The organism is Micromonospora sp. NPDC048842, assembly GCF_040649935.1.
GTDB lineage: Bacteria > Actinomycetota > Actinomycetes > Mycobacteriales > Micromonosporaceae > Micromonospora > Micromonospora hortensis.
In genome coordinates this window covers 20,140-39,514 of the sequence record NZ_JBEZGK010000032.1, presented here as the reverse complement: position 1 = coordinate 39,514, position 19,375 = coordinate 20,140, and the positions used below count along the sequence as shown (strand labels likewise).

General features: G+C 70.2%; 16 protein-coding genes. 11 read left to right on the top strand and 5 right to left on the bottom strand.

All coding sequences use genetic code 11. From position 1 onward, the window contains the following. Positions 1 to 119 precede the first annotated feature (119 nt). The gene (locus tag AB0C19_RS30080; protein ID WP_357190751.1) at positions 120 to 692 is read left to right on the top strand and encodes an NUDIX domain-containing protein; all 573 of its coding nucleotides are present in this window, start codon (positions 120 to 122) and stop codon (positions 690 to 692) included. On the opposite strand, the gene AB0C19_RS30075 is transcribed toward AB0C19_RS30080, so the two are convergent. Further along, positions 655 to 1,749: an XRE family transcriptional regulator gene (locus tag AB0C19_RS30075; RefSeq protein WP_357190749.1), complete on the bottom strand. Its 1,095-nt coding sequence runs from the start codon at positions 1,747 to 1,749 to the stop codon at positions 655 to 657. The two genes, AB0C19_RS30080 and AB0C19_RS30075, sit on opposite strands and share 38 nt — an antisense overlap. 302 nt (positions 1,750 to 2,051) lie before the next feature. Here AB0C19_RS30075 and AB0C19_RS30070 point away from each other — a divergent pair, with 302 nt between their 5' ends. The 5 genes from AB0C19_RS30070 to AB0C19_RS30050 all read left to right on the top strand — a co-directional run bounded on the left by AB0C19_RS30070 (position 2,052) and on the right by AB0C19_RS30050 (position 6,385). Further along, positions 2,052 to 2,345, top strand: coding sequence for a DivIVA domain-containing protein (locus AB0C19_RS30070; protein ID WP_357190747.1), 294 nt, complete (start codon positions 2,052 to 2,054; stop codon positions 2,343 to 2,345). Further along, positions 2,342 to 2,593 (top strand): hypothetical protein, encoded by a 252-nt coding sequence (locus AB0C19_RS30065; protein WP_238684662.1) that lies wholly within the window; start codon positions 2,342 to 2,344, stop codon positions 2,591 to 2,593. Before AB0C19_RS30070 ends, AB0C19_RS30065 begins: the two co-directional genes overlap by 4 nt. Then, positions 2,590 to 4,614: a hypothetical protein gene (locus AB0C19_RS30060; protein ID WP_357190745.1), complete on the top strand. Its 2,025-nt coding sequence runs from the start codon at positions 2,590 to 2,592 to the stop codon at positions 4,612 to 4,614. The genes AB0C19_RS30065 and AB0C19_RS30060 overlap by 4 nt, the downstream gene beginning before the upstream one ends. A 117-nt stretch (positions 4,615 to 4,731) precedes the next feature. Further along, positions 4,732 to 5,646 carry a DNA-processing protein DprA gene (locus tag AB0C19_RS30055; protein ID WP_357190743.1) on the top strand — a complete coding sequence of 305 codons (915 nt, stop codon included), beginning with the start codon at positions 4,732 to 4,734 and terminating at the stop codon, positions 5,644 to 5,646. 229 nt (positions 5,647 to 5,875) lie between these two features. Then, positions 5,876 to 6,385: a phosphoribosyltransferase gene (locus AB0C19_RS30050; protein ID WP_357190741.1), complete on the top strand. Its 510-nt coding sequence runs from the start codon at positions 5,876 to 5,878 to the stop codon at positions 6,383 to 6,385. A 244-nt stretch (positions 6,386 to 6,629) separates the two neighbouring features. On the opposite strand, the gene AB0C19_RS30045 is transcribed toward AB0C19_RS30050, so the two are convergent. Further along, entirely contained in the window at positions 6,630 to 7,445 is an 816-nt protein-coding gene (locus AB0C19_RS30045) for a hypothetical protein (protein WP_357190739.1), read from the bottom strand. Between the two features lie 191 nt (positions 7,446 to 7,636). Further along, positions 7,637 to 9,484 (bottom strand): dihydroxy-acid dehydratase, encoded by a 1,848-nt coding sequence (gene ilvD / locus AB0C19_RS30040; RefSeq protein WP_357190737.1) that lies wholly within the window; start codon positions 9,482 to 9,484, stop codon positions 7,637 to 7,639. 111 nt (positions 9,485 to 9,595) lie between these two features. Here ilvD and AB0C19_RS30035 point away from each other — a divergent pair, with 111 nt between their 5' ends. The 5 genes from AB0C19_RS30035 to serA all read left to right on the top strand — a co-directional run bounded on the left by AB0C19_RS30035 (position 9,596) and on the right by serA (position 17,733). After that, entirely contained in the window at positions 9,596 to 11,968 is a 2,373-nt protein-coding gene (locus AB0C19_RS30035; RefSeq protein ID WP_357190735.1) for a bifunctional diguanylate cyclase/phosphodiesterase, read from the top strand. 188 nt (positions 11,969 to 12,156) lie between these two features. Beyond that, positions 12,157 to 14,037 (top strand): acetolactate synthase large subunit, encoded by a 1,881-nt coding sequence (locus AB0C19_RS30030; protein WP_357190733.1) that lies wholly within the window; start codon positions 12,157 to 12,159, stop codon positions 14,035 to 14,037. Positions 14,038 to 14,118: 81 nt separating this feature from the next. Further along, entirely contained in the window at positions 14,119 to 14,634 is a 516-nt protein-coding gene (ilvN, locus tag AB0C19_RS30025; protein ID WP_357190731.1) for an acetolactate synthase small subunit, read from the top strand. A 95-nt stretch (positions 14,635 to 14,729) separates the two neighbouring features. Next, complete coding sequence (gene ilvC / locus AB0C19_RS30020; RefSeq protein WP_238684655.1) at positions 14,730 to 15,743, top strand: ketol-acid reductoisomerase; 1,014 nt, start codon at positions 14,730 to 14,732, stop codon at positions 15,741 to 15,743. A gap of 391 nt (positions 15,744 to 16,134) precedes the next feature. Next, positions 16,135 to 17,733: a phosphoglycerate dehydrogenase gene (serA, locus tag AB0C19_RS30015; protein WP_238684654.1), complete on the top strand. Its 1,599-nt coding sequence runs from the start codon at positions 16,135 to 16,137 to the stop codon at positions 17,731 to 17,733. Between the two features lie 71 nt (positions 17,734 to 17,804). Here the strand turns inward: serA and AB0C19_RS30010 are convergent, their stop codons facing one another. Together AB0C19_RS30010 and AB0C19_RS30005 are read right to left on the bottom strand one after the other, a co-directional pair. Next, positions 17,805 to 18,161: a hypothetical protein gene (locus tag AB0C19_RS30010; protein ID WP_091393184.1), complete on the bottom strand. Its 357-nt coding sequence runs from the start codon at positions 18,159 to 18,161 to the stop codon at positions 17,805 to 17,807. 309 nt (positions 18,162 to 18,470) lie between these two features. Then, on the bottom strand, positions 18,471 to 19,313 hold the full coding sequence (locus tag AB0C19_RS30005; protein ID WP_357190728.1) for an FAD:protein FMN transferase: 843 nt from the start codon (positions 19,311 to 19,313) through the stop codon (positions 18,471 to 18,473). Positions 19,314 to 19,375: the final 62 nt, after the last annotated feature.

The following is a 19,375-nucleotide window of genomic DNA, read 5'->3' as shown; positions in this document are numbered from 1 at the left end:
TACATCTCTGCGAGTAAACCACGAGAAGCGGCACAAAGGGCCAACGTAGGCCAGCCTTGCTGCTGGCGGCGCTCTTGGTCACGGCGTACCGGTGTGGTGGGCGACGGTAGCTTCACGGGGTGCACGAGAATACGACGGGCGAGCCGGGGCCATGGCGGATTCTGGGCGAGCGGACGGTGTATGAGGACCGTTGGCTGCGACTTGATCTGGTCGACGTGGAGCCGCCAGGACTCGAACCCTTCGCCCACCATGTCGTTCGGCTGGATCGTGTCGCCGTCGTCGCCGTGCTCGACGAGCACGATCGAGTTCTGATGTTGCGGCGCTACCGATTCATTCCCGGCGAAACGAGATGGGAACTGCCCGGCGGCATCGTCGAACCGGGCGAGGAGGCGGTAGCGGCGGCAAGCCGGGAAGCGGAGGAGGAAACCGGCTGGCGGCCCTCGTCTCTGACCCGGGTGGTCACCTACCAGCCGATGATCGGCATGGTCGACTCGCCACATGAGATCTTCGTTGGGCGTGGAGCCACTTATGTCGGCCCGCCAACGGACGCAGAGGAGGCCGGTCGCGTTGAGTGGGTGCCGCTGAGTGACATGCCGGACCTGATGGCGCGCGGCGAGTTGGCGGGGTCGGGGACCTTGGTCGCCATCCTGCACGTCATTGCTGGCCTGACGCCCAAACCGTCAAGCCCTTGATCCGATCTATTCGGCGTCGGTATCGCACAGATCCGGTCAGGTTCACCAGCGAGCATGCTTCCCGTAGGTGAGAGCGGGCCTCCTCACCTTCTCCCCGAACCAAATGCGCCTGCGCAAGATCGCAGCGCATTCCCGCCGCGGCTCGCACGAAGGTGTCGTCCATCGCTACCAAAGCCGCCGACAGCTCGTCGATAGACCGAGGGTCGCCCAGCAGCGCCAGCGAATGTCCCCGCCATCGGCGGAGGTGAGTTTCGTCGAGGAAAATCCCTGGCAAATTGGGGTCGCGAACTCCTGTGACGCCTGAGAGATGTCGGCTCGCTCGGTCGAGGGAGTGGCGGCAGTCGTCCGGGCGTCGGCTGAGCGCCCACAGCTCTGCTTCGGCGGCGGCCAGCCAGGACGACAGTCGAGGCGACAACCGACTTCCTCCGCAAGTCTGTGCTTCCTGCACGAGCTGCGCACCCAGCTCCGGTCGACCGGCATCGGCCAGGACGTATGCCTGCTCGCCCATGGCATGGGCGAGGTGAAGCGGGTCGTCAGCCTCCCGTGCGGCGCTCTTCGCCAGTTCATAGTGGCGCCAGGCGCGATCCGCCGCTCCGACATCGAGGGCCTGCCACGCCGCGAGCGATGCGGCTTCTGCCAGCGCGCGGGCGAGCGGTTGCCTGGCAGATGGCAGCACGGTAAACGACAGGCTCTCCTGAAGACGGGACAGATGGCTCTGCATCTGGTCGACAAACTGGGCCGCCCCGAGCTGACGGTCCATGGTGCGAAGAAGCTCCGTCTGATGCCGAAGGGTGTGCAACATCGATTGACCGACCGAGTGCGAGGCCTCGAGTTGTTCGACCAATCGTGTGTAACCGTTCCCGTCGTCGTCAACGGGCACGTTATCGGAAAATAGTTCGTCATCGGTCGTTCCGAGGAGGCTCCGCAGGATGGCCGCGTAACTGCTTGAGATTTTCCGTCGGCCGTTCTCCCATTCGGAGACGTATACCCCAAGGCTGTTGGTGGAAGCGATCGAGACCATGCGTCGGCGGCCGTACTGCTCGATCTCATGGACCAACCTTGCCTGGGACCAACCCCTGGCAAGACGAGCGTGGCGTAGGTGATTTTCCATAGCCCCTGCCGATCGATGGTGGCGGGTTCAGCTTGCCGTAACCGTGTCCCTATTCCAAGTGGCAGCGGTTAACAGCAGCGGGTTAACCCATGTTGTCTATCGCAGTCCTATGACACCCGGTCTGCTGTGGGCAGCACTCCGCCGCTGTACCGCTGAACAAGCTACGGCGATGGGGTGGGCGACGTCGCCTGAGCGATGCTGCTCGGGCGACGTCGCCTCCAGGGTCACCTGCCGAGGAAGGCACTGTCGTGCGCGCGTTTCTCCGTCATCTCCGGGCCGAGCCACCCCGGCCGGCGCCCTATCGGGCGGCCAACTACGTACCTCTGAAGCCCTGGCAGGTCCGCGGACGCCGGTTTACCCGCCGCGGCAGGCGTGGCGTGGACGCCGTGGAGGTCGCCGAGTTCCTCGACCGGGTCGCCCACGATCTGGCCGAGGTGTACGCGGCGCTGGGCAGCAGCCGGCGGGAGACCGAGCGGATCAAGGATGCGCTGAGGTGCTGGCAGTCACGGCGCGCCCGCGAGGACTCGGCGGCCCGCGGATGAGCGCCCGCTGGGTGGCGCACCTGCCGTTCACCGCCGCCGACCTGCCGGCCGCCCAACAGTTCGCCGGCACCCTGGCCCGCTCCCTGAGCTTCCTCACCGAAGTGGACGCCGGTGAGACCACGGTGTCCGCCGAGGACGCCCAGGGCGTACGCCATCGGGTCTTCTGCGACCTGCCGCTCGACGGCGGTCGGCGGTGCGTGCGGCGGGTGGAACACGACGGTGACTGCGCGGCCCGGCGGTGTCGGTGACCGCCGTGCCCGTCGTCGTCTGCCCGGACTGCGACGGGATGACCTTCACGCTGGAGCCGTGCCGGTGCACCACCTACGGTGACCGGTTTCTCGCCGACGCCGACGTGCTCGGGCCACGCCGGGAGGCGTACCGGAGCTGCGAGCAGTGTCGCGGCGCGGGCACCGTCACGTACCCCTGTTATCGCTGCGGGCGGCGCGGCCGGCGGCGGGCGCAGCTCGTGGTCACCGTCGCGAACCTGGACACCGGCGCTGTCGCGTCCCACCAGGTCGTGCCCGGCGGCCTCGACCCCCACCGCGACCCGGCGGGCCACTGGGTGGTCGACCTTGCTTCCCGGGTACGCGAACTCGCCGCCATCGTCGGCGCGGTCCTGGACGAGGCCGATGTGCCTTCGCTGTGGTTGGACCGGCAGTGGCAGCCCGACCTGCCCGCAGCGCTTCGGCACGAGCTGGAGGCTCACGCCATCCTGCGGGCCGATCACGCCCCCTGGCGGCTGGTGCTCGGCCGAGCCACCGTCCCGGCGACCGTCGACCCGGCCGCACGGCTGGCCCGGCTGTGTGCGTTGGCCGACCTGCTGCTGCTCGACCTGGTCGTCGAGGCCCGCCGGCAGGATGCCGGGTTCTGCTGGGCCATTCGGTACGAGGTGCCCGGCTCCCCGGTGCCGCTCGGTTCGCCCGGCTGGTGCCGGGACCTGCCGGAGTCGCTGGCCTGTACCGACGTGGCCAAGTCGCTCGGCGGCCTTGCCGAACGCGGCCTGGCCGCTCCCGCCCGGCTGCTGCGACCTGACTCGCCGCGCCCACCCGCCGCTTCGGCCGTGGACGTCGATCAACTCGAACGCCGCGTGCTCGCTGACTGCAACGACGCGGCCCACGGCGACGAGTTGCCCGGCGCGCAGGCGCTGTGGCGCAACGGCCGCTGGTGGCACACGACTCTGCGCGCCGGCGAGCCGGTGGAGACCCTCGCGGAGCAGCCCACCGGCCAGGTCGTCCGCCGTGTGCGAGTGCCGGTGAGCCGTGGCTACGAACCACCCGACCCGCAGTGGCTTGGTGAACCCGTCGACTGGCGGCAGTGCCCGGACTGCCGACCACACAGCCGGCTACGCGCCTGCGACTGCCGGCTCGGCGGTCGCGCGGCCGACCTCGACTGCCCGCACTGCTGCGGCGCCGGCCTGCGCCCATCCGCGCTGCACTGCTTCACCTGCGGCGACACCCAGCGGCTGCACCGGACGGTTGTGGTCACGATCACCGACCTGCGGCACCGGGTGGTGCACCTGGCCTGGCAGGCTGGCACGCCCGAAGTCGCCCCGCTGGTCGCTACCCAACCGGGCGGCAAGCCCGTCGTCCAGCTTCCGACCCGTTACCGGCTCGGCTCCTGGGCAGCCGTGCTCGGCGCGCGGCCCGACGACCTGGCCGACGCCGACGGCGGGCAGCAGATCGGCAAGGACCTCCGCGACGGTTACGTCACACTGCCCTGGGCCGGGGCCGACCCGGTCGGGGAGCACGTCCGCAACGCAGGCCGGGGTACGCCGGCCGGCCGCCTGATCGTGGTGGCGACGCCTCCCGACGCGCCGCCGCTGGCCGAGCTGGTGCGGCTCGCCCTCGGCCTTGACCTGGCCCTCGTGGTGGCGGTGTGCGACCTGCGGCACAACGCCGCAGACCCACTGCTGGCCGACGGATTGCGCTGGTCGGTCGACGTGAAGCCGCTTGACGCACCTGTCCGTCCTGACGACTTCCCCTACCGGCCGAGCCTGGCCGCCGCGCTCTCCTGGTGTGTCGAATGCCTGACCGACGCCGTAGCCGGGGCCGCCCCCACCGACCCGACGGTGCCCATCCCGGTACCCGGCTCGGGGCCGCGTGACATCGCCGATCCCGAGCCGGAACTGCTACGCCTGGCGGCCCAGCACGCCGGGCAGGTGCTCACCGTTCGCTTCACCCGCGCCGGTTGCACGGCGTACCGACACGACGACGACGGCGTACACCTCCTCGCCGAAGCCCCCGACCTGCGCGATCTTCGGTTGACCTGAGGGCTGAGGGAACATATGTTCGATCACGTGGGGCGATCTGAGGTGCGCCGGGCTTCTCTGCCGGCTTCGCGTGGCCGGTGGGCCGGGCGGCCGGGAGTTGCCTCTACGATCAGAGGCATGGACCGGGTGACGGTGGAGCGGGCTGCGCTGATCGCGCTGCTGCGGCAGCCAGACCTCGGCTGGTCTGATGCCGTGCACGACATTCAAGAGGTCGGCACCGCCCTGGCAGTCCTGCGCCGAGTCGTCGGGCAGACTGACACGCTCTTTCCCGACACCCGCTCCGTCGACTCGCTGATCGAGGTCGCAGCCGGCGACCTCGCGGGCTGGCGGGCCGAGGGCATCACAGTGCGGGCCTTCTTCGACGACGACTACCCCGCCCAGCTGCGTGACATCCGCGAGATGCCGCCAGTGCTCTTCGCCCGAGGTGAGTCGCGTCCCGACGCTCGGGCCATCGCAGTGGTCGGCAGCCGCGAAGCGAGCGATCGAGGCGTCGAGATCGCCAGCTCGGTATCAGAATCACTTGCCCGCCGTGGTGTGACGGTGGTCAGCGGTCTGGCGAAAGGGATCGACACCGCAGCCCACCAGGCGGCACTCGCGGCAGGGGGCCGCACCGTCGCGGTCATCGGCACCGGAATTCGTCACCACTACCCGACGGTCAACCGCGCGCTCCAGGAGCACATCGCAAAGGTCGGATTGGTACTCAGCCAGTTCTGGCCCGATGCCGCCCCGACAAAGCAGAGCTTCCCAATGCGAAACGCGGTGATGAGCGGCTACGCCGCTGCCACCGTGGTCATCGAAGCCGGCGAACGCAGTGGAGCCCGGATCCAGGCGCGGCTCGCTCTTCAGCACGGTCGGCCCGTGGTGCTCACCAGTCAGGTGATGCGGCACGACTGGGCACGCGCCTTCGCCGCCCGGCCCGGCGTCCACGTCGCGCACGGGACCATGGACCTGGTGGAGGCGGTCGACGCCATTCTCGACCGTTCACCGGCTGCGGCCGAGTTGGAGGGCTTTCCTGATTTCGCCAGCCTCTGACCCGTGGGCCAGGGTCCGGGAGTACGTGGAAACCCAGCGGAACTTCCTTCGAAATCCCCTGCCCACTCTTCCCTGGATCTGCCCGACGTGTCGCGGTGTCCGCACTCCCGGGTTCGACTACTGCTACCCCTGTCAGGAACACCAGACGGCGTCTGGTGGCCTGCTCGCCGACGTGGTCGCTCCAATCGCTTACTCGCCGCGTACCGGTCAGCATCACCACCATCTGCGCTTGTACAAGTCCAAACCGGGGTCGGCTCAGGCTAGGTGGAATCTGCTCGCACTGCTGTTGCTGTTCCTACAGCGGCATCTCGACTACGTCGCTGATCGGATGGGCGGCGCGCCGACCCACGTGGTGGTCGTGCCGAGCACCCGGAGCCAGGCTCATCCGCACCCCCTGCAGGATCTGATCGGCGACCGTCTTGGACTGCCGTGGCTCACGGCGCTGTCTAATCCCCGCCACGGATCTGAGACGCGGACGTTCCAGCGCGACTGGTTCACGGTCCAGCTTCCGGTCGAGAGCGTCAGCGTTCGGCCGCTGGTCCTGGACGACACCTGGACGACCGGTTCCCGGGCGCAGTCGCTGGCGTACGCGTTGAAGAGCGCTGGCGCGTCGTCGGTGGCGGTCGTGGTGCTCGGGCGGCACATCAGGCCGGAGCATGTGGCATCCCGACCGCTGCTGAAGGCGATCGAGGATCCGATGTTCGACCCGGCCAAGTGCGCTGTCGGACGACAAGCGTAGATTTGTCCGGAATTAATTTCACTTTCGAGATCTGGGGCGGTTGGCGCAGGCCACTCTCGCCGCACGTCTCGCTGACCTCCCCCGAGCGGCAGCCGTACTGGACGAACCCGTCCGGTTCGTCGTTCTTGCGCCCTGACCTTGGAGGAGCGCTGGGCGGCCTCGGTGTGAGGGCTGTCCGGGTCCTGGTACGGCGCTGCCCGACCAAGCGAGTCTCCTCGCCAGCCGGGCAGCACTCCGCTTCTGATCAGCTGGTGGTGGTCAGGCCCTGCAGACCCTTGAGCATCTCGGCGAAGTCGAGGGTCTCCGCCGTCGGCGGCGTCTCGATGGTCACCGCCTTGCCGTAGTCGGTGTAGTCCATCACCAGGTCGCCCAGCGGGCCCATCTTCAGGGCCGCCCGGCGCGGCCGGTACTGCTCGTCGACCCACAGGTCGGTGGTGATGTCCTTGACGCCCATCTTGGTCATCTGCTGCTCGACGCCCGCCCGCAGCTTCTCGTCGAGCTGCGCGAGGTAGGTCGCCATCGGCGTGGTGACTGTGTAGTGGACGGTGGCCGTCCCGTCCACCGTCTCCTGCCCGACCACCTTCGTGCCCTCGGTGGCGAGCAGCGTCTTGACCTGCTTGGTCGGGTCGATGTCCTCGAACTGCTTGCCGAAGTTCATCCCGGCCTGCTTGCCGGCGGCGCCCATGTCCATCTTCATCCAGCGCTTGCCGTCCATCCCCGCGCGGTCCTCCGCCGGAATCTCGACGTAGATGACCGCGCCGACCATCCGGACGATCGTCGCGGCGCCCTTCGCGTCCGTCGTCGTCATCTCGGCCTTGACCGGGTCGCCGAGGTCCAGGACGCCCTTCATCGAGACCTTCTCACCGCCCGCAGTGCCTGACATCGCCACTGTGACCGAGTCGCTCTTGTCGGTGGCCTCGGCGGTCTTCTGCAGCGACCCCTTCAGGTCACTGGCCAGCAGCTCCAGGACGTTGGGCTGCTTCGGCGACTCGGATCCGCCGGACGTCGTGCCGCACGCGGAGACAGCGAGCGCGGTGAGCGCCGAAACCGCCACAGCCACGGACTTCTTGCCAAATGACACGTACACGCCTCTTCCCGCTGGAATCCGGGCTCTCCCCGAATTGATCGACGACACGCTAGCTGACACGACCGACATTCGCGGACCATGCTTCGCCGACGACATCAGCGACGTTGGGGGTATCTAGTGAGATACCCCCAACCTCGACGATCCAGTGTCGATCCGAGCGGTGGTTACTCCGGGACGCGACGGTAGGCGCCGTCGCTGGCCGAGGTGGCCATCGAGGCGTACGCGCGCAGCGCCGCCGACACCGGCCGCTGCCGGTCGGTGGGGGTGTACGGCCTGTCGCGCTTCTCCTCGGCCACCCGGCGAGCCTCCAGCTCCTCGGCGGAAACGTTCAGCTCGATGGACCGGCCCGGGATGTCGATGACGACCTCGTCGCCGTCGCGGACCAGGGCGATCAGCCCGCCGGAGGCCGCCTCGGGGGAGACGTGCCCGATGGAGAGCCCGGAGGTGCCACCGGAGAAACGGCCGTCGGTGAGCAGCGCACAGGAGCGGCCCAGCCCGCGTCCCTTGAGGAACGAGGTGGGGTAGAGCATCTCCTGCATGCCGGGGCCGCCCTTGGGCCCCTCGTACCGGATCACCACGACGTCCCCGGCGACCACCTGCTTGGCGAGGATCGCTGTCACCGCGTCGTCCTGCGACTCGTAGACCTTCGCCGGGCCACGGAAGGTCAGGCAGTCGTCGGGCACGCCGGCGGTCTTCACCACGCTGCCCTCGGGTGCCAGGTTGCCGTGCAGGATGGCCAGACCGCCGTCGGCGGAGTAGGCGTGCTCGCGGTCCCGGATGCAGCCACCGGCCGCGTCGGTGTCCAGCGACGACCACCGGTTGGTGGTGGAGAACGGTTCGACGGTACGCACGCCGCCAGGAGCGGCGTGGAACAGTTCGACGGCCGTGGGGGTGGGGGAGCCACCGCGCACGTCCCAGTCGGTCAGCCACTGTGCGAGGGAGGGGGAGTGCACGGCCCACACGTCCCGGTTGAGCTGCCCGGCCCGGTCCAGTTCGCCGAGGATCGCCGGGATGCCGCCGGCCCGGTGCACGTCCTCCATGTGGTAGTTCGGCGAGTTCGGCGCGACCTTGGCCAGGCAGGGCACCCGCCGGGAGATCGCGTCGATGTCGGTGACGCCGAAGTCCATCTCCGCCTCGCGGGCGGCGGCCAGCAGGTGCAGCACGGTGTTTGTGGAGCCGCCCATCGCCACGTCCAGGGCGACAGCGTTCTCGAAGGCGGCCTTGGAGGCGACAGCACGCGGCAGCACCGAGTCGTCGTCGCCGTCGTACCACCGCTTGGAGATCTCCACGATGGTCCGGCCGGCCTCGACGAAGAGCGACCGGCGGGCGGCGTGGGTGGCCAGCGTGGAGCCGTTGCCGGGCAGCGCGAGCCCGATCGCCTCGGTGAGGCAGTTCATCGAGTTGGCGGTGAACATGCCGGAGCAGGAGCCGCAGGTCGGGCAGGCGGAGCGTTCGATCTCACCGAGCTGCTCGTCGGTGACCGCCTCGTTCGAGGAGGCGATCATCGCGTCGATCAGGTCGATCTTGCTGTGCACGACGCCCTCGATCGCCATCGTCTTGCCGGCCTCCATCGGGCCGCCGGAGACGAAGACGGTCGGGATGTTGAGCCGCAACGCGGCCAGCAGCATCCCGGGGGTGATCTTGTCGCAGTTGGAGATGCAGACCAGGGCGTCCGCGCAGTGCGCGTTGACCATGTATTCGACGGCGTCGGCGATCAGCTCACGGCTGGGCAGCGAGTAGAGCATGCCGCCATGGCCCATCGCGATGCCGTCGTCGACAGCGATGGTGTTGAACTCCCGGCCCACCCCGCCGGCCTCGGCGACCGCGTCGGCGACCAGGCCACCCATGTCCTTGAGGTGTACGTGACCAGGCACGAACTGGGTGAAACTGTTGGCGATGGCGACGATCGGCTTGCCGAAATCGTCGTCGGTCATCCCGGTGGCCCGCCAGAGGGCCCGGGCGCCGGCCATCGTCCGACCGTGTGTGGAGGTCCTCGACCGCAGCTCAGGCATGCATACCAGCATGACACCGTCGGCGCGCCGGCCCACCCCGGTATCTGCCGTGTCCCAACAGATGCACACTCAGCCCCCCATGACGTGCGCCCATCCGGCACTCTTGGAGGCGTGCATTTTCCACCGGGCATGGTCGCTGTCGCGGCGCTCAGCGGGCTCGTCGCCGCGGTGGCCGCCGTGCTGCTGACCGTCGTCGCCCGACGGCGGGTGGTGCCGCGTCGACCGGCACACGTGCTGCTCGCGGCGGCCGCCGGAGTTGCAGTGCTCAGCCTCCTGGTCGGGGTGGTCGCCGCGCTCAGCGCTAACGACCACTGGGCCCACGAGCAGGGGCAGCGCACCGGTTGGGCGACAGTGGTGGCGATCGGCACTGCGGTGAGCGGGCTGGCCTTCGCCGCTGGTCTGCTCCGGCTGCCCGGGGTGGCCGCCACCGCTGCCGGAACGACCCGGCTCGCCCTGGACGGTCTGGTCATGGCGGCGGCGCTGTGGTTCGTCGGTTGGGTGCTCTTCTCCGAGCCCACCCGATTGCTCGGTGGTGCCACCCCGATGGCCTGCCCGGCGATCCTGGTGGCCACTGTGAGCGCCGCGCTCGGTGCCGGGCTCGTCGTGATCGTCGTCTTCCGGGCCGCCGCGCCGCGTCGACGGCTCGCCGCCCTTGGCGCCGGCATCAGCGCGGTGACCTGCGGTGGGCTGGGTCTCAGCGCCGGGCTCTGCCAGGCCGGGCCGACGATGGCGCTGACCGGTGCGGCGGTGCTCGCCGCCGGTCTGCTGATCGTCGCGCTCGCTGTGTACCGGGCCGACCGGCCGGGGCAGATCGACCTGGACCTGGTCGGAAGCGACGGCGAGTACGCGATCGCCCCGATGCTGGCGATGGCCGCCTCGGCGATGTACCACCTCGCCCAGGACGGCCGGTTCACCGCGGCCGGCATCGTGGCCGGCAGCGTGGAGGGCTTCGCCCTGGTGGCACGGCAGTACCTCACCCTTCGCGACGTCCGGGGGTACGCGAGCCGGCTGGTCGAGCGCGAGGCGCACTTCCGGGAGTTGGCGCACACCGATCCGCTGACGTCGTTGGCCAACCGGCGCGGGCTGCTCCGGGCGCTGCATCGCAACGCCGCCGACCACAACCCGTGTGTGCTGCTCGGCCTGGACCTGGACGGCTTCAAGAACGTCAACGACATGCGGGGCCACGACGTGGGCGACGCCGTGCTGGCCGAGGTGGGCCGGCGGCTGCGCGGCAACCTGCGCCCCGGCGACGTGGCCGCCCGGCTGGGTGGCGACGAGTTCGCCGTCCTCATGCAGGGCCGGTCGGTCGAGGCGGACCGGGTCGCCGAACGGCTCCTCGGGGTGCTCAACCGCCCCTACGACCAGCCGGAGGGGCCGGTCTTCCTGTCGGTGAGCATCGGTGTGGCCGACTGGGCCGACGAGCCGGACGTGGAGCTGCTGCTGCGCCACGCCGACCTGGCGTTGCGCTACGCCAAGCAGCGTGGCAAGAACCGGATCGAGCGGTACGACGCCGCGTACGACAAACTGCTGCGCCGGCGTACGACTGTGGAGCACGAGCTGCGCGGGGCCATCGACCGCGACGAGCTGCGGTTGGCGTTCCAGCCGGTGGCGTCGCTGCCGTCGGTGCGGCCGGTCGGCGCCGAGGCGCTGCTCCGCTGGCACCATCCCGAGCTGGGCAACGTGCGTCCGGACGAGTTCATCCCGCTCGCCGAGGAGTGCGGCATGATCGCCTCGCTCGGTGCCTGGGTGCTGCATCAGGCCTGCTACCAGCTCTCCCGGTGGCTGGCGGACGGGCACGACGTCTGGGTGTCGGTGAACGTCTCCCCGCGCGAGCTGCACGCCCCGGAGTACGTGGTCCAGGTGGCCGAGGCGCTGCGCGCCCACCATGTGCCGCCGCAGCGGCTGGTGCTGGAAGTCACCGAGCACGCCGTCGCCACCGACCTGGACGAGCTGATCCGGCGGCTCACCGCGCTGCGGTTGACAGGTGTCCGGATCGCGCTGGACGACTTCGGGGCCGGCTACTCGTCGCTGGGGCAGCTGCGCCGGTTGCCGATCGACATCCTCAAGATCGACCACAGCCTGGTCGCCGAGCACGAGCCGGTCCGCCCGGTCGGCCAGGACGGGCCGGCGTTCGCTCCGATGGTCGACATCGTCATGCGCCTGGGTCACCAGTTGGGGCTGGAGGTGATCGCCGAGGGGGTCACCACCCCTACCGAGTTGGCCGCCGTGGTGGCCGCCGGTTGTCGCTTCGGCCAGGGCGCTCTCTTCGGCTGGGGGGTGCCGGCCGAGCACCTGGAGGCGATGCTGGAGGCGGCCACGTCCCCGGGTGCGCGTCCCGCTCCGGTGCCCGCACCACGCCGTGCTCCGGGCGGGTCCGGGCAGCTCACCCCACCTGCCGATGGCGCGTCGCAGGCCGACGCGCCGACCTCCGTTAACCAACATGTGGGATCAGTTGACTCATCGCGTGAGATGCGTCAGGCTTAGCCGCATGTCGTCGTACCGGTCGCTGCGAGTACTTACCTGAGCGCACTCTCCCCCACTGAGAGTGCGCTGGCCCCGTGCATCTGCACGAGGGCCGTTTTTATTGCCATCGGAACCTGGCGAGGCGGGCCCCGCCCGCGTCGCATCGCTTGACTAGCCACCAGCCACTCCAGCCGAAGGCCAGAACCGCCATGACGAGACCCACGCCCGAGACCCTCGCCCACACCGCCCGCCGGGCCCGCGCGGCCGCCGACCCGACCCTCGACGTCGACCAGGCCGCCACGCGCACGGCCACCCCGGCCGCCCCGGCGGTACGGCCCGCCGCCGCGACCCCGATCTCCGGGGCCGGCTCGCTCGTGCGGTCCCTCGAGGCGCTCGAGGTCGACGTCGTCTTCGGCATTCCGGGCGGCGCGATCCTGCCGGCGTACGACCCGCTCTACGACTCGACGGTCCGGCACATCCTGGTGCGGCACGAGCAGGGCGCTGGGCACGCGGCGACCGGCTACGCGCAGGCCACCGGCAAGGTCGGCGTCTGCATCGCCACCTCCGGCCCGGGCGCGACGAACCTGGTCACCCCGATCGCCGACGCGTACATGGACTCGGTGGCGATGGTGGCGATCACCGGGCAGGTGGCCAGCCCGTTGATCGGCACCGACGGCTTCCAGGAAGCGGACATCCAGGGCATCACCCTGCCGATCACCAAGCACAACTTCCTCGTGCAGAACGCCGAGGAGATCCCGCGGGTGCTGGCCGAGGCGTTCCACCTGGCCAGCAGCGGGCGACCCGGCCCGGTGCTTGTCGACATCCCCAAGGACGTGCTCCAGGCGCCTACCACCTTCTCCTGGCCGCCCACCCTCGACCTGCCCGGCTACCGGCCCACCCTGCACCCGCACGGCAAGCAGATCCGGGAGGCCGCGCGGCTGATGGCCGCGGCCCGGCGGCCGGTGCTCTACGTCGGTGGCGGAGTGCTCAAGGCCGGTGCCACCGACGGGCTGCGCCGGCTGGCCGAGCTGACCGGCATCCCTGTCGTCACCACGCTGATGGCGCTCGGCGCGTTCCCCGACTCGCACCAGCAGCACCTCGGGATGCCCGGCATGCACGGCACCGTCGCCGCGGTCTACGGCCTGCAGAAGGCGGATCTGATCGTCGCGCTGGGCGCACGCTTCGACGACCGGGTCACCGGCAAACTGGACTCGTTCGCCCCGGACGCGGCAGTGGTGCACGCGGACATCGACCCCGCCGAGATCGGCAAGAACCGGCACGTGGACGTCCCGATCGTCGGCGACGCCAAGCACGTCATCGACGAGCTGATCGCCGCGGTCACCGCCGAGCGGTCGGCGGGGCGTACCGCTGACCTCGGAGACTGGTGGACGCAGCTGGACGACCTGCGCACCCGTTATCCGCTGGGCTACGACGAGCCGGTCGACGGGACCTTGTCCCCGCAGTACGTGATCAAGCGGCTGGGCGAGATCGTCGGCCCGGACGCGATCTTCGTGGCCGGGGTGGGACAGCACCAGATGTGGGCGTCGCAGTTCATCTCCTACGAGAAGCCGTACACCTGGTTGAACTCCGGCGGCCTCGGCACGATGGGCTACGCGGTGCCGGCGGCGATGGGCGCCAAGGTCGGCAAGCCGGACACTGTGGTCTGGGCCGTGGACGGGGACGGCTGCTTCCAGATGACCAACCAGGAGTTGGCCACCTGCGCGTTGGAGGGCATCCCGGTCAAGATCGCCGTCATCAACAACGGCAATCTCGGCATGGTCCGGCAGTGGCAGACGCTGTTCTACAACGAGCGCTACTCCAACACCGAGCTCGGCACCCACAAGCACCGCATCCCCGACTTCGTCAAGCTCGCCGAGGCCCTGGGCTGCGTCGGGCTGCGGTGCGAGAGCGCCGATGACGTGGACAAGACCATCGCCGCCGCCATGGAGATCAACGACGCGCCCGTGGTGATCGACTTCGTTGTCGGCAAGGACGCGATGGTGTGGCCGATGGTCGCCGCCGGCACCAGCAACGACGAGATCATGTTCGCCCGTGGCGTCCGCCCGGTCTTCGACGAGGATGACATCTGACATGAGTGAGCGCAGCGAACGAATCAGCAAGCTCAGTATTGCCAATGGTCGTGACGCGACCGAGCGAAGCGAGGCCGTGGCATGACCATGCACACTTTGTCCGTGCTGGTGGAGAACAAGCCGGGCGTGCTCGCCCGGGTCTCCGGCCTGTTCTCCCGGCGCGGGTTCAACATCGACAGCCTCGCCGTCGGCGAGACCGAGAACCCGGACGTCTCCCGGATCACCATCGTGGTCAACGCGGAGTCGTCCCCGCTGGAGCAGGTCACCAAGCAGCTGAACAAGCTCGTCAACGTGCTCAAGATCGTTGAGCTGGACCCGCAGATCTCGGTCGCCCGGGAGCTGCTGCTGGTGAAGGTTCGCGCCGACCGGTCCGCGCGGTCACAGGTGCTGGAGACCGTCAACCTGTTCCGCGCCCGCGTGGTCGACGTCGCACCGGACACGCTGACCATCGAGGCCACCGGCACCCCGGACAAGCTCGACGCCCTGCTCCGCGACCTCGAGGCCTTCGGCATCAAGGAAATGGTCCAGTCCGGGCTGGTGGCCATCGGGCGCGGCTCGCGTTCGATCACCGCCGGCCCCGCGCTGCGGGCCGCCTGACCCGCCGCCGGTCGGCCCTCGGCCGGCCATCCGGCGAATTCATCCGCACAGACCACGACGGGCCGCCCCGGCCGTCGTACGAAAGGGAATTTCTCATGAGCGTTGAGGTGTACTACGACGACGATGCCGACCTCGGCCTGATCCAGGCCAAGAAGGTCGCGGTGATCGGTTACGGCAGCCAGGGCCACGCCCACGCGCTGTCGCTGCGTGACTCCGGCGTCGACGTGGTGATCGGTCTGCCGGAGGGCTCGAAGAGCCGTCCCAAGGCTGAGGAGCAGGGCCTGCGGGTGGTCACGCCCGCACAGGCCGCCGCCGAGGCCGATGTGATCATGGTGCTCGCACCGGACACCGCCCAGCGCGGGATCTACGCGGAGTCGATCGCCCCGCACCTCGCCCCGGGCAAGGCGATCTTCTTCGGCCACGGCTTCAACATCCGGTACGGCCTGATCAAGCCGCCGGCCGAGGTGGACGTGGCGATGGTCGCGCCCAAGGGCCCCGGCCACCTGGTCCGCCGCCAGTACAGCGACGGCAAGGGCGTGCCCTGTCTCGTCGCCGTCGAGCAGGACGCCAGCGGCAACGCGCTCGCGCTCGCCCTCGCGTACGCCAAGGGGATCGGCGGCACCCGGGCCGGCGCGATCAAGACCACCTTCACCGAGGAGACCGAGACCGATCTCTTCGGCGAGCAGGCGGTGCTCTGCGGCGGCGCCTCGGCGCTGGTGCAGACCGGTTTCGAGGTGCTCACCGAGGCGGGCTACGCCCCGGAGATCGCCTACTTCGAGTGCCTGCACGAGCTGAAGCTGATCGTCGACCTCATGTACGAGGGCGGCATCGCGAAGATGCGCTACAGCATCTCCGACACCGCCGAGTACGGCGATCTCTCCCGTGGTTCGCGCATCATCGACTCCCGGGTCAAGGACGAGATGCGCAAGATCCTGGGTGAGATCCAGTCCGGCGAGTTCGCCCGCGAGTGGGTCGCCGAGGACGAGGCCGGCCGGCCCAACTTCACCAAGTGGCAGGCCGAGGGTGCGGCGCACCCGATCGAGGAGACCGGCAAGAAGCTGCGCGGCATGATGAGCTGGGTCGACCGCCCGATCACCGAGACCGCCTGACCCGTTCGAACGACGATCCACCGACAGCCCCTGGGCCGGCGCTCTCCCCAGCGCCGCCCCGGGGCTGCCCGGCATGCTGCCGCCCGTCGATACGTCGGGCGGCAGTGCTCGTGCGCCACGACTCTCTCAAAGTGACCGGGTGACCGACGCCGCCGGTGCTCGGTGCGGCCGGGGCAACCGTGTCGGTGCGGTGAACGGCCGATGTCCGTCGCCCGACAGGGCGTGTGAGGGCACTCACCCCGAAGACCGGAACACGCCGACCAGCGGGGCCCCTACGATCGCCTGTAGGTGCAGCAGCCGGCACCTGACGGCCACGGCACGGATCAGCGCAGGGCGCAGTGCGGCGCCCCGCCGCCCGGGCCGATCGCAAACACGACCTCTACGAGGACCGATGAATCCTGTCGTACTGATCGCCGAAGAACTCGCCCCCGCCGCCATCGAGGTGCTCGCCCACGACTTCGACGTCCGTCACGTCGACGGCACCGACCGTCCGGCCCTGCTCTCGGCGCTCTCCGAGGCCAACGCCGTCATCGTGCGCAGCGCGACCCAGATCGACGCCGAGGCGATTGCTGCCGCGCCGCGACTGAAGGTGGTCGCCCGGGCGGGCATCGGACTGGACAACGTCGAGGTGCCGGCCGCCACCGCGCGGGGCGTCATGGTCGTCAACGCGCCCACCTCCAACATCGTCTCCGCCGCCGAGCAGGCCGTCGCGCTGCTGCTCGCCGTCGCCCGCAACACCGCGAGCGCCAGTTCCGCGCTCAAGGCGGGGGAGTGGAAGCGGTCGAAGTACACAGGCGTCGAGGTGCAGGGCAAGACCGTCGGCGTGGTCGGCCTCGGTCGCATCGGGGTGCTCTTCGCACAGCGCATCGCCGCGTTCGGCACCCGGCTGATCGCGTACGACCCGTACATCCAGCCGGCCCGTGCGGCGCAGCTCGGCGTCCGCCTGGTCGGCCTGGAGGAACTGCTGCGGGAGAGCGACTTCATCTCCATCCACCTGCCGAAGACGCCGGAGACGGTGGGTCTGATCGGTGAGAAGGAGCTGGCGCTCGTCAAGCCCGGCGTCCGCATCATCAACGCCGCCCGTGGTGGGCTGGTCGACGAGCAGGCGCTCGCGGACGCGATCGCCGAGGGTCGGGTCGCCGGCGCCGGCGTCGACGTGTACAGCAAGGAGCCGTGCACCTCGTCCCCGCTGTTCGCCTTCGACAACGTGGTGGCCACCCCGCACCTGGGCGCCTCCACCCACGAGGCGCAGGACAAGGCCGGTCTGGCCGTGGCCAAGAGCGTCAAGCTGGCGTTGCAGGGCGAGTTCGTTCCGGACGCGGTGAACGTGCAGGCCGGCGGCGTGGTCGCCGAGGACGTTCGGCCGCTGCTGCCGCTGGCGGAGAAGCTCGGTCGGGCGTTCACCGCGGTCGCGGGCGGGGTCGCCGCCAGCGTCACCGTCGAGGTCCGCGGTGAGATCGTCAGCCACGACGTGTCGGTGCTCAAGCTCGCCGCCACCAAGGGCCTGTTCAGCTCCGTGGTCGAGGAGCAGGTCACCTACGTCAACGCCCCGCACCTGGCCGCCGAGCGTGGCGTCGAGGTCACCCTGGCCACGCTGGCCGAGACGGCCGAGCAGCCGACCCTGGTCACGGTGCGCGGCGCGCTGCCGGACGGGCGGACGGTCAGTGTCTCGGGCACCGTCACCCACTCCGGCGCTCGGGACGTGCTGAAGCTGACCGAGGTGGACGGCTTCGACGTGGAGATCGGCGCGGAGGGCATCCTGCTCTTCCTGCGCTACGCCGACCGGCCCGGTGTGGTCGGCACCGTCGGTACCCTGCTCGGTGAGTCGGGCATCAACATCGCCGCCATGCAGGTGGCCCGTCGGGAGGCCGGCGGTGAGACGCTGATGACGCTCACCGTCGACCAGGCGCTCGGCGCCGACCTGCTCACCTCGGCCGCCGAGTCGATCGGCGCCACGGCGGCCAGCGCCGCCGACCTGCGCGACGAGTAGTAGACGACAAACACCGTGGGGGGCCTGGCGATTCGCCGGGCCCCTCGTCATTTCCCGTGCCGCCGGTCAGGTCAGCCGGGCAGCCGCGCCGGCGGCGGGTAGACCGAGCCGTCCTGCGGGTCGAAGAGCATCAGCCCGTGCTCGCCGGCCAGCCGCTCGATGTCCAGTAGCACCTGGTCCGCGCAGGTCGGGTGCAGGTTCAGCTCGACGTGGTCGTGGGCCGCGTGCAGCGGCGCCACCGCCCATGGGCTGTTCGGGCCGGGGTGACGGTCCGGATAGGAGGCGGTGATCGCCCGGTAGAAGCTGACCACCCGCGGATCGGGGTAGCGGTCCACGTGTCGCCCCTGCCGGCAACCGTTGACCGCTGTCCGCACGTCCTCGGGCGTCGCCCCGTCCTCCAGGGCCCACACGCTCAGATCGAAACTCACGGCGGATAGCGTGCCATCCGCCGTTCAGCATGTCGAAACTGCCTCGCCGCCGGTCAACCACCGATTACCGCCGGCTCCGGCCACGACGGTCCGGTGTGGAGACTCTTGCGTCGAGTTGCGTCGATTCGCTAGCGTACGCACTGCGGTCACTGGCCGAGTTCGAGGCGCCGGCCCGTCTTCGGGTGGCGCGGTCGACGTCCGGCCCGACCGGTCCGCACCCCTCGGTTGCGCGAGCCACGCGCACTCGTCGCTGATCGGCCCTCACTGTCGTTGCCGAGACTGTGGGGGCCGATCGCGTGCCCGACCGGCTCAGCGACGGTGTGCGAAGAGCGCGCGATAGTCGGAGTTGCCCCGGAACCACGCCAGGCCGGTGGGGCCGGCGGCGTAGAGCGCTGTGGCGTAGGCGTCGGCGATCGCCAGGTCGGGGCCCACCACTGTGGCGGCGACGAGGTGATCGGCCGGCTCGCCGGTATGCGGGTCCACCACGTGCCCCTGCCGTCCGGTCACCCCGGAGGTGCCGACCGCTCCGGCGGTCATCTCCAGCACCAGCGGCGCGCGCTCGGGTGCGGTCGGGTGGTGCACAGCGACCCGCCAGGGCCCGCCGTGCGGCGCGCGGCCCCGGACGACGAGGTCGGCGCCGGCGAGTACGGCGTAGTCGTGGATGCCGGCGGCGCGCAGCCGCTCGGCGGCGCGTTCCACAGCCCAACCGCCGAGCAGGCCGCCTGGGTCGAAGCCGCCGGGCACCGCCCAGGCGTCGAACCACCCGTCGGTGGCCGCGCGCATCGCGGAACAGCGGTCCACCAGGTCGGCGAGCGGCGGGTACGACTCCGGGCTGATCTCGCCCCGACGAAGCCGGGAGACCAGGCTCTCCGGTCGGTTGGGGCCGTAGGTGAGGTCGATGGCGCGCAGCTCGGCGACGCTGTCCCGCAGCGCCTCGCCCACGCCCCGGCGGCCGAGCCACTCGGGTGCGTTGAGCAGCAGGGTGTACTCGGCGGTCGCTGTGCGTACGGTGTGCTGCACCGCGATCCGGCTCTCGGTGGCCGCGGCCGGGTCGATCCGGTGCCGGCGGCTGCCGAGTCGAAGGTCCGGCCGGCGGTTGCGGAACGCGGACGGGTCCGGCCAGCGGGTCCGTGGCTGCTCGTCGATGCGCATCGCATCTGCCCCCTCGCACATGGCGCCGCGTCACCGCGACCCCGTCGGTCAGCAGGCCCCCG

Bases quoted from the DNA above. Each gene is read 5' to 3' on its own strand.
- AB0C19_RS30065 (WP_238684662.1), top strand. From the start codon at position 2,342: ATGAGCGCCCGCTGGGTGGCGCACCTGCCGTTCACCGCCGCCGACCTG.
- AB0C19_RS30055 (WP_357190743.1), top strand. From the start codon at position 4,732: ATGGACCGGGTGACGGTGGAGCGGGCTGCGCTGATCGCGCTGCTGCGG.
- ilvD (WP_357190737.1), bottom strand. From the start codon at position 9,484: ATGCCTGAGCTGCGGTCGAGGACCTCCACACACGGTCGGACGATGGCC.
- AB0C19_RS30030 (WP_357190733.1), top strand. From the start codon at position 12,157: ATGACGAGACCCACGCCCGAGACCCTCGCCCACACCGCCCGCCGGGCC.
- ilvN (WP_357190731.1), top strand. From the start codon at position 14,119: ATGACCATGCACACTTTGTCCGTGCTGGTGGAGAACAAGCCGGGCGTG.
- ilvC (WP_238684655.1), top strand. From the start codon at position 14,730: ATGAGCGTTGAGGTGTACTACGACGACGATGCCGACCTCGGCCTGATC.
- serA (WP_238684654.1), top strand. From the start codon at position 16,135: ATGAATCCTGTCGTACTGATCGCCGAAGAACTCGCCCCCGCCGCCATC.
- AB0C19_RS30005 (WP_357190728.1), bottom strand. From the start codon at position 19,313: ATGCGCATCGACGAGCAGCCACGGACCCGCTGGCCGGACCCGTCCGCG.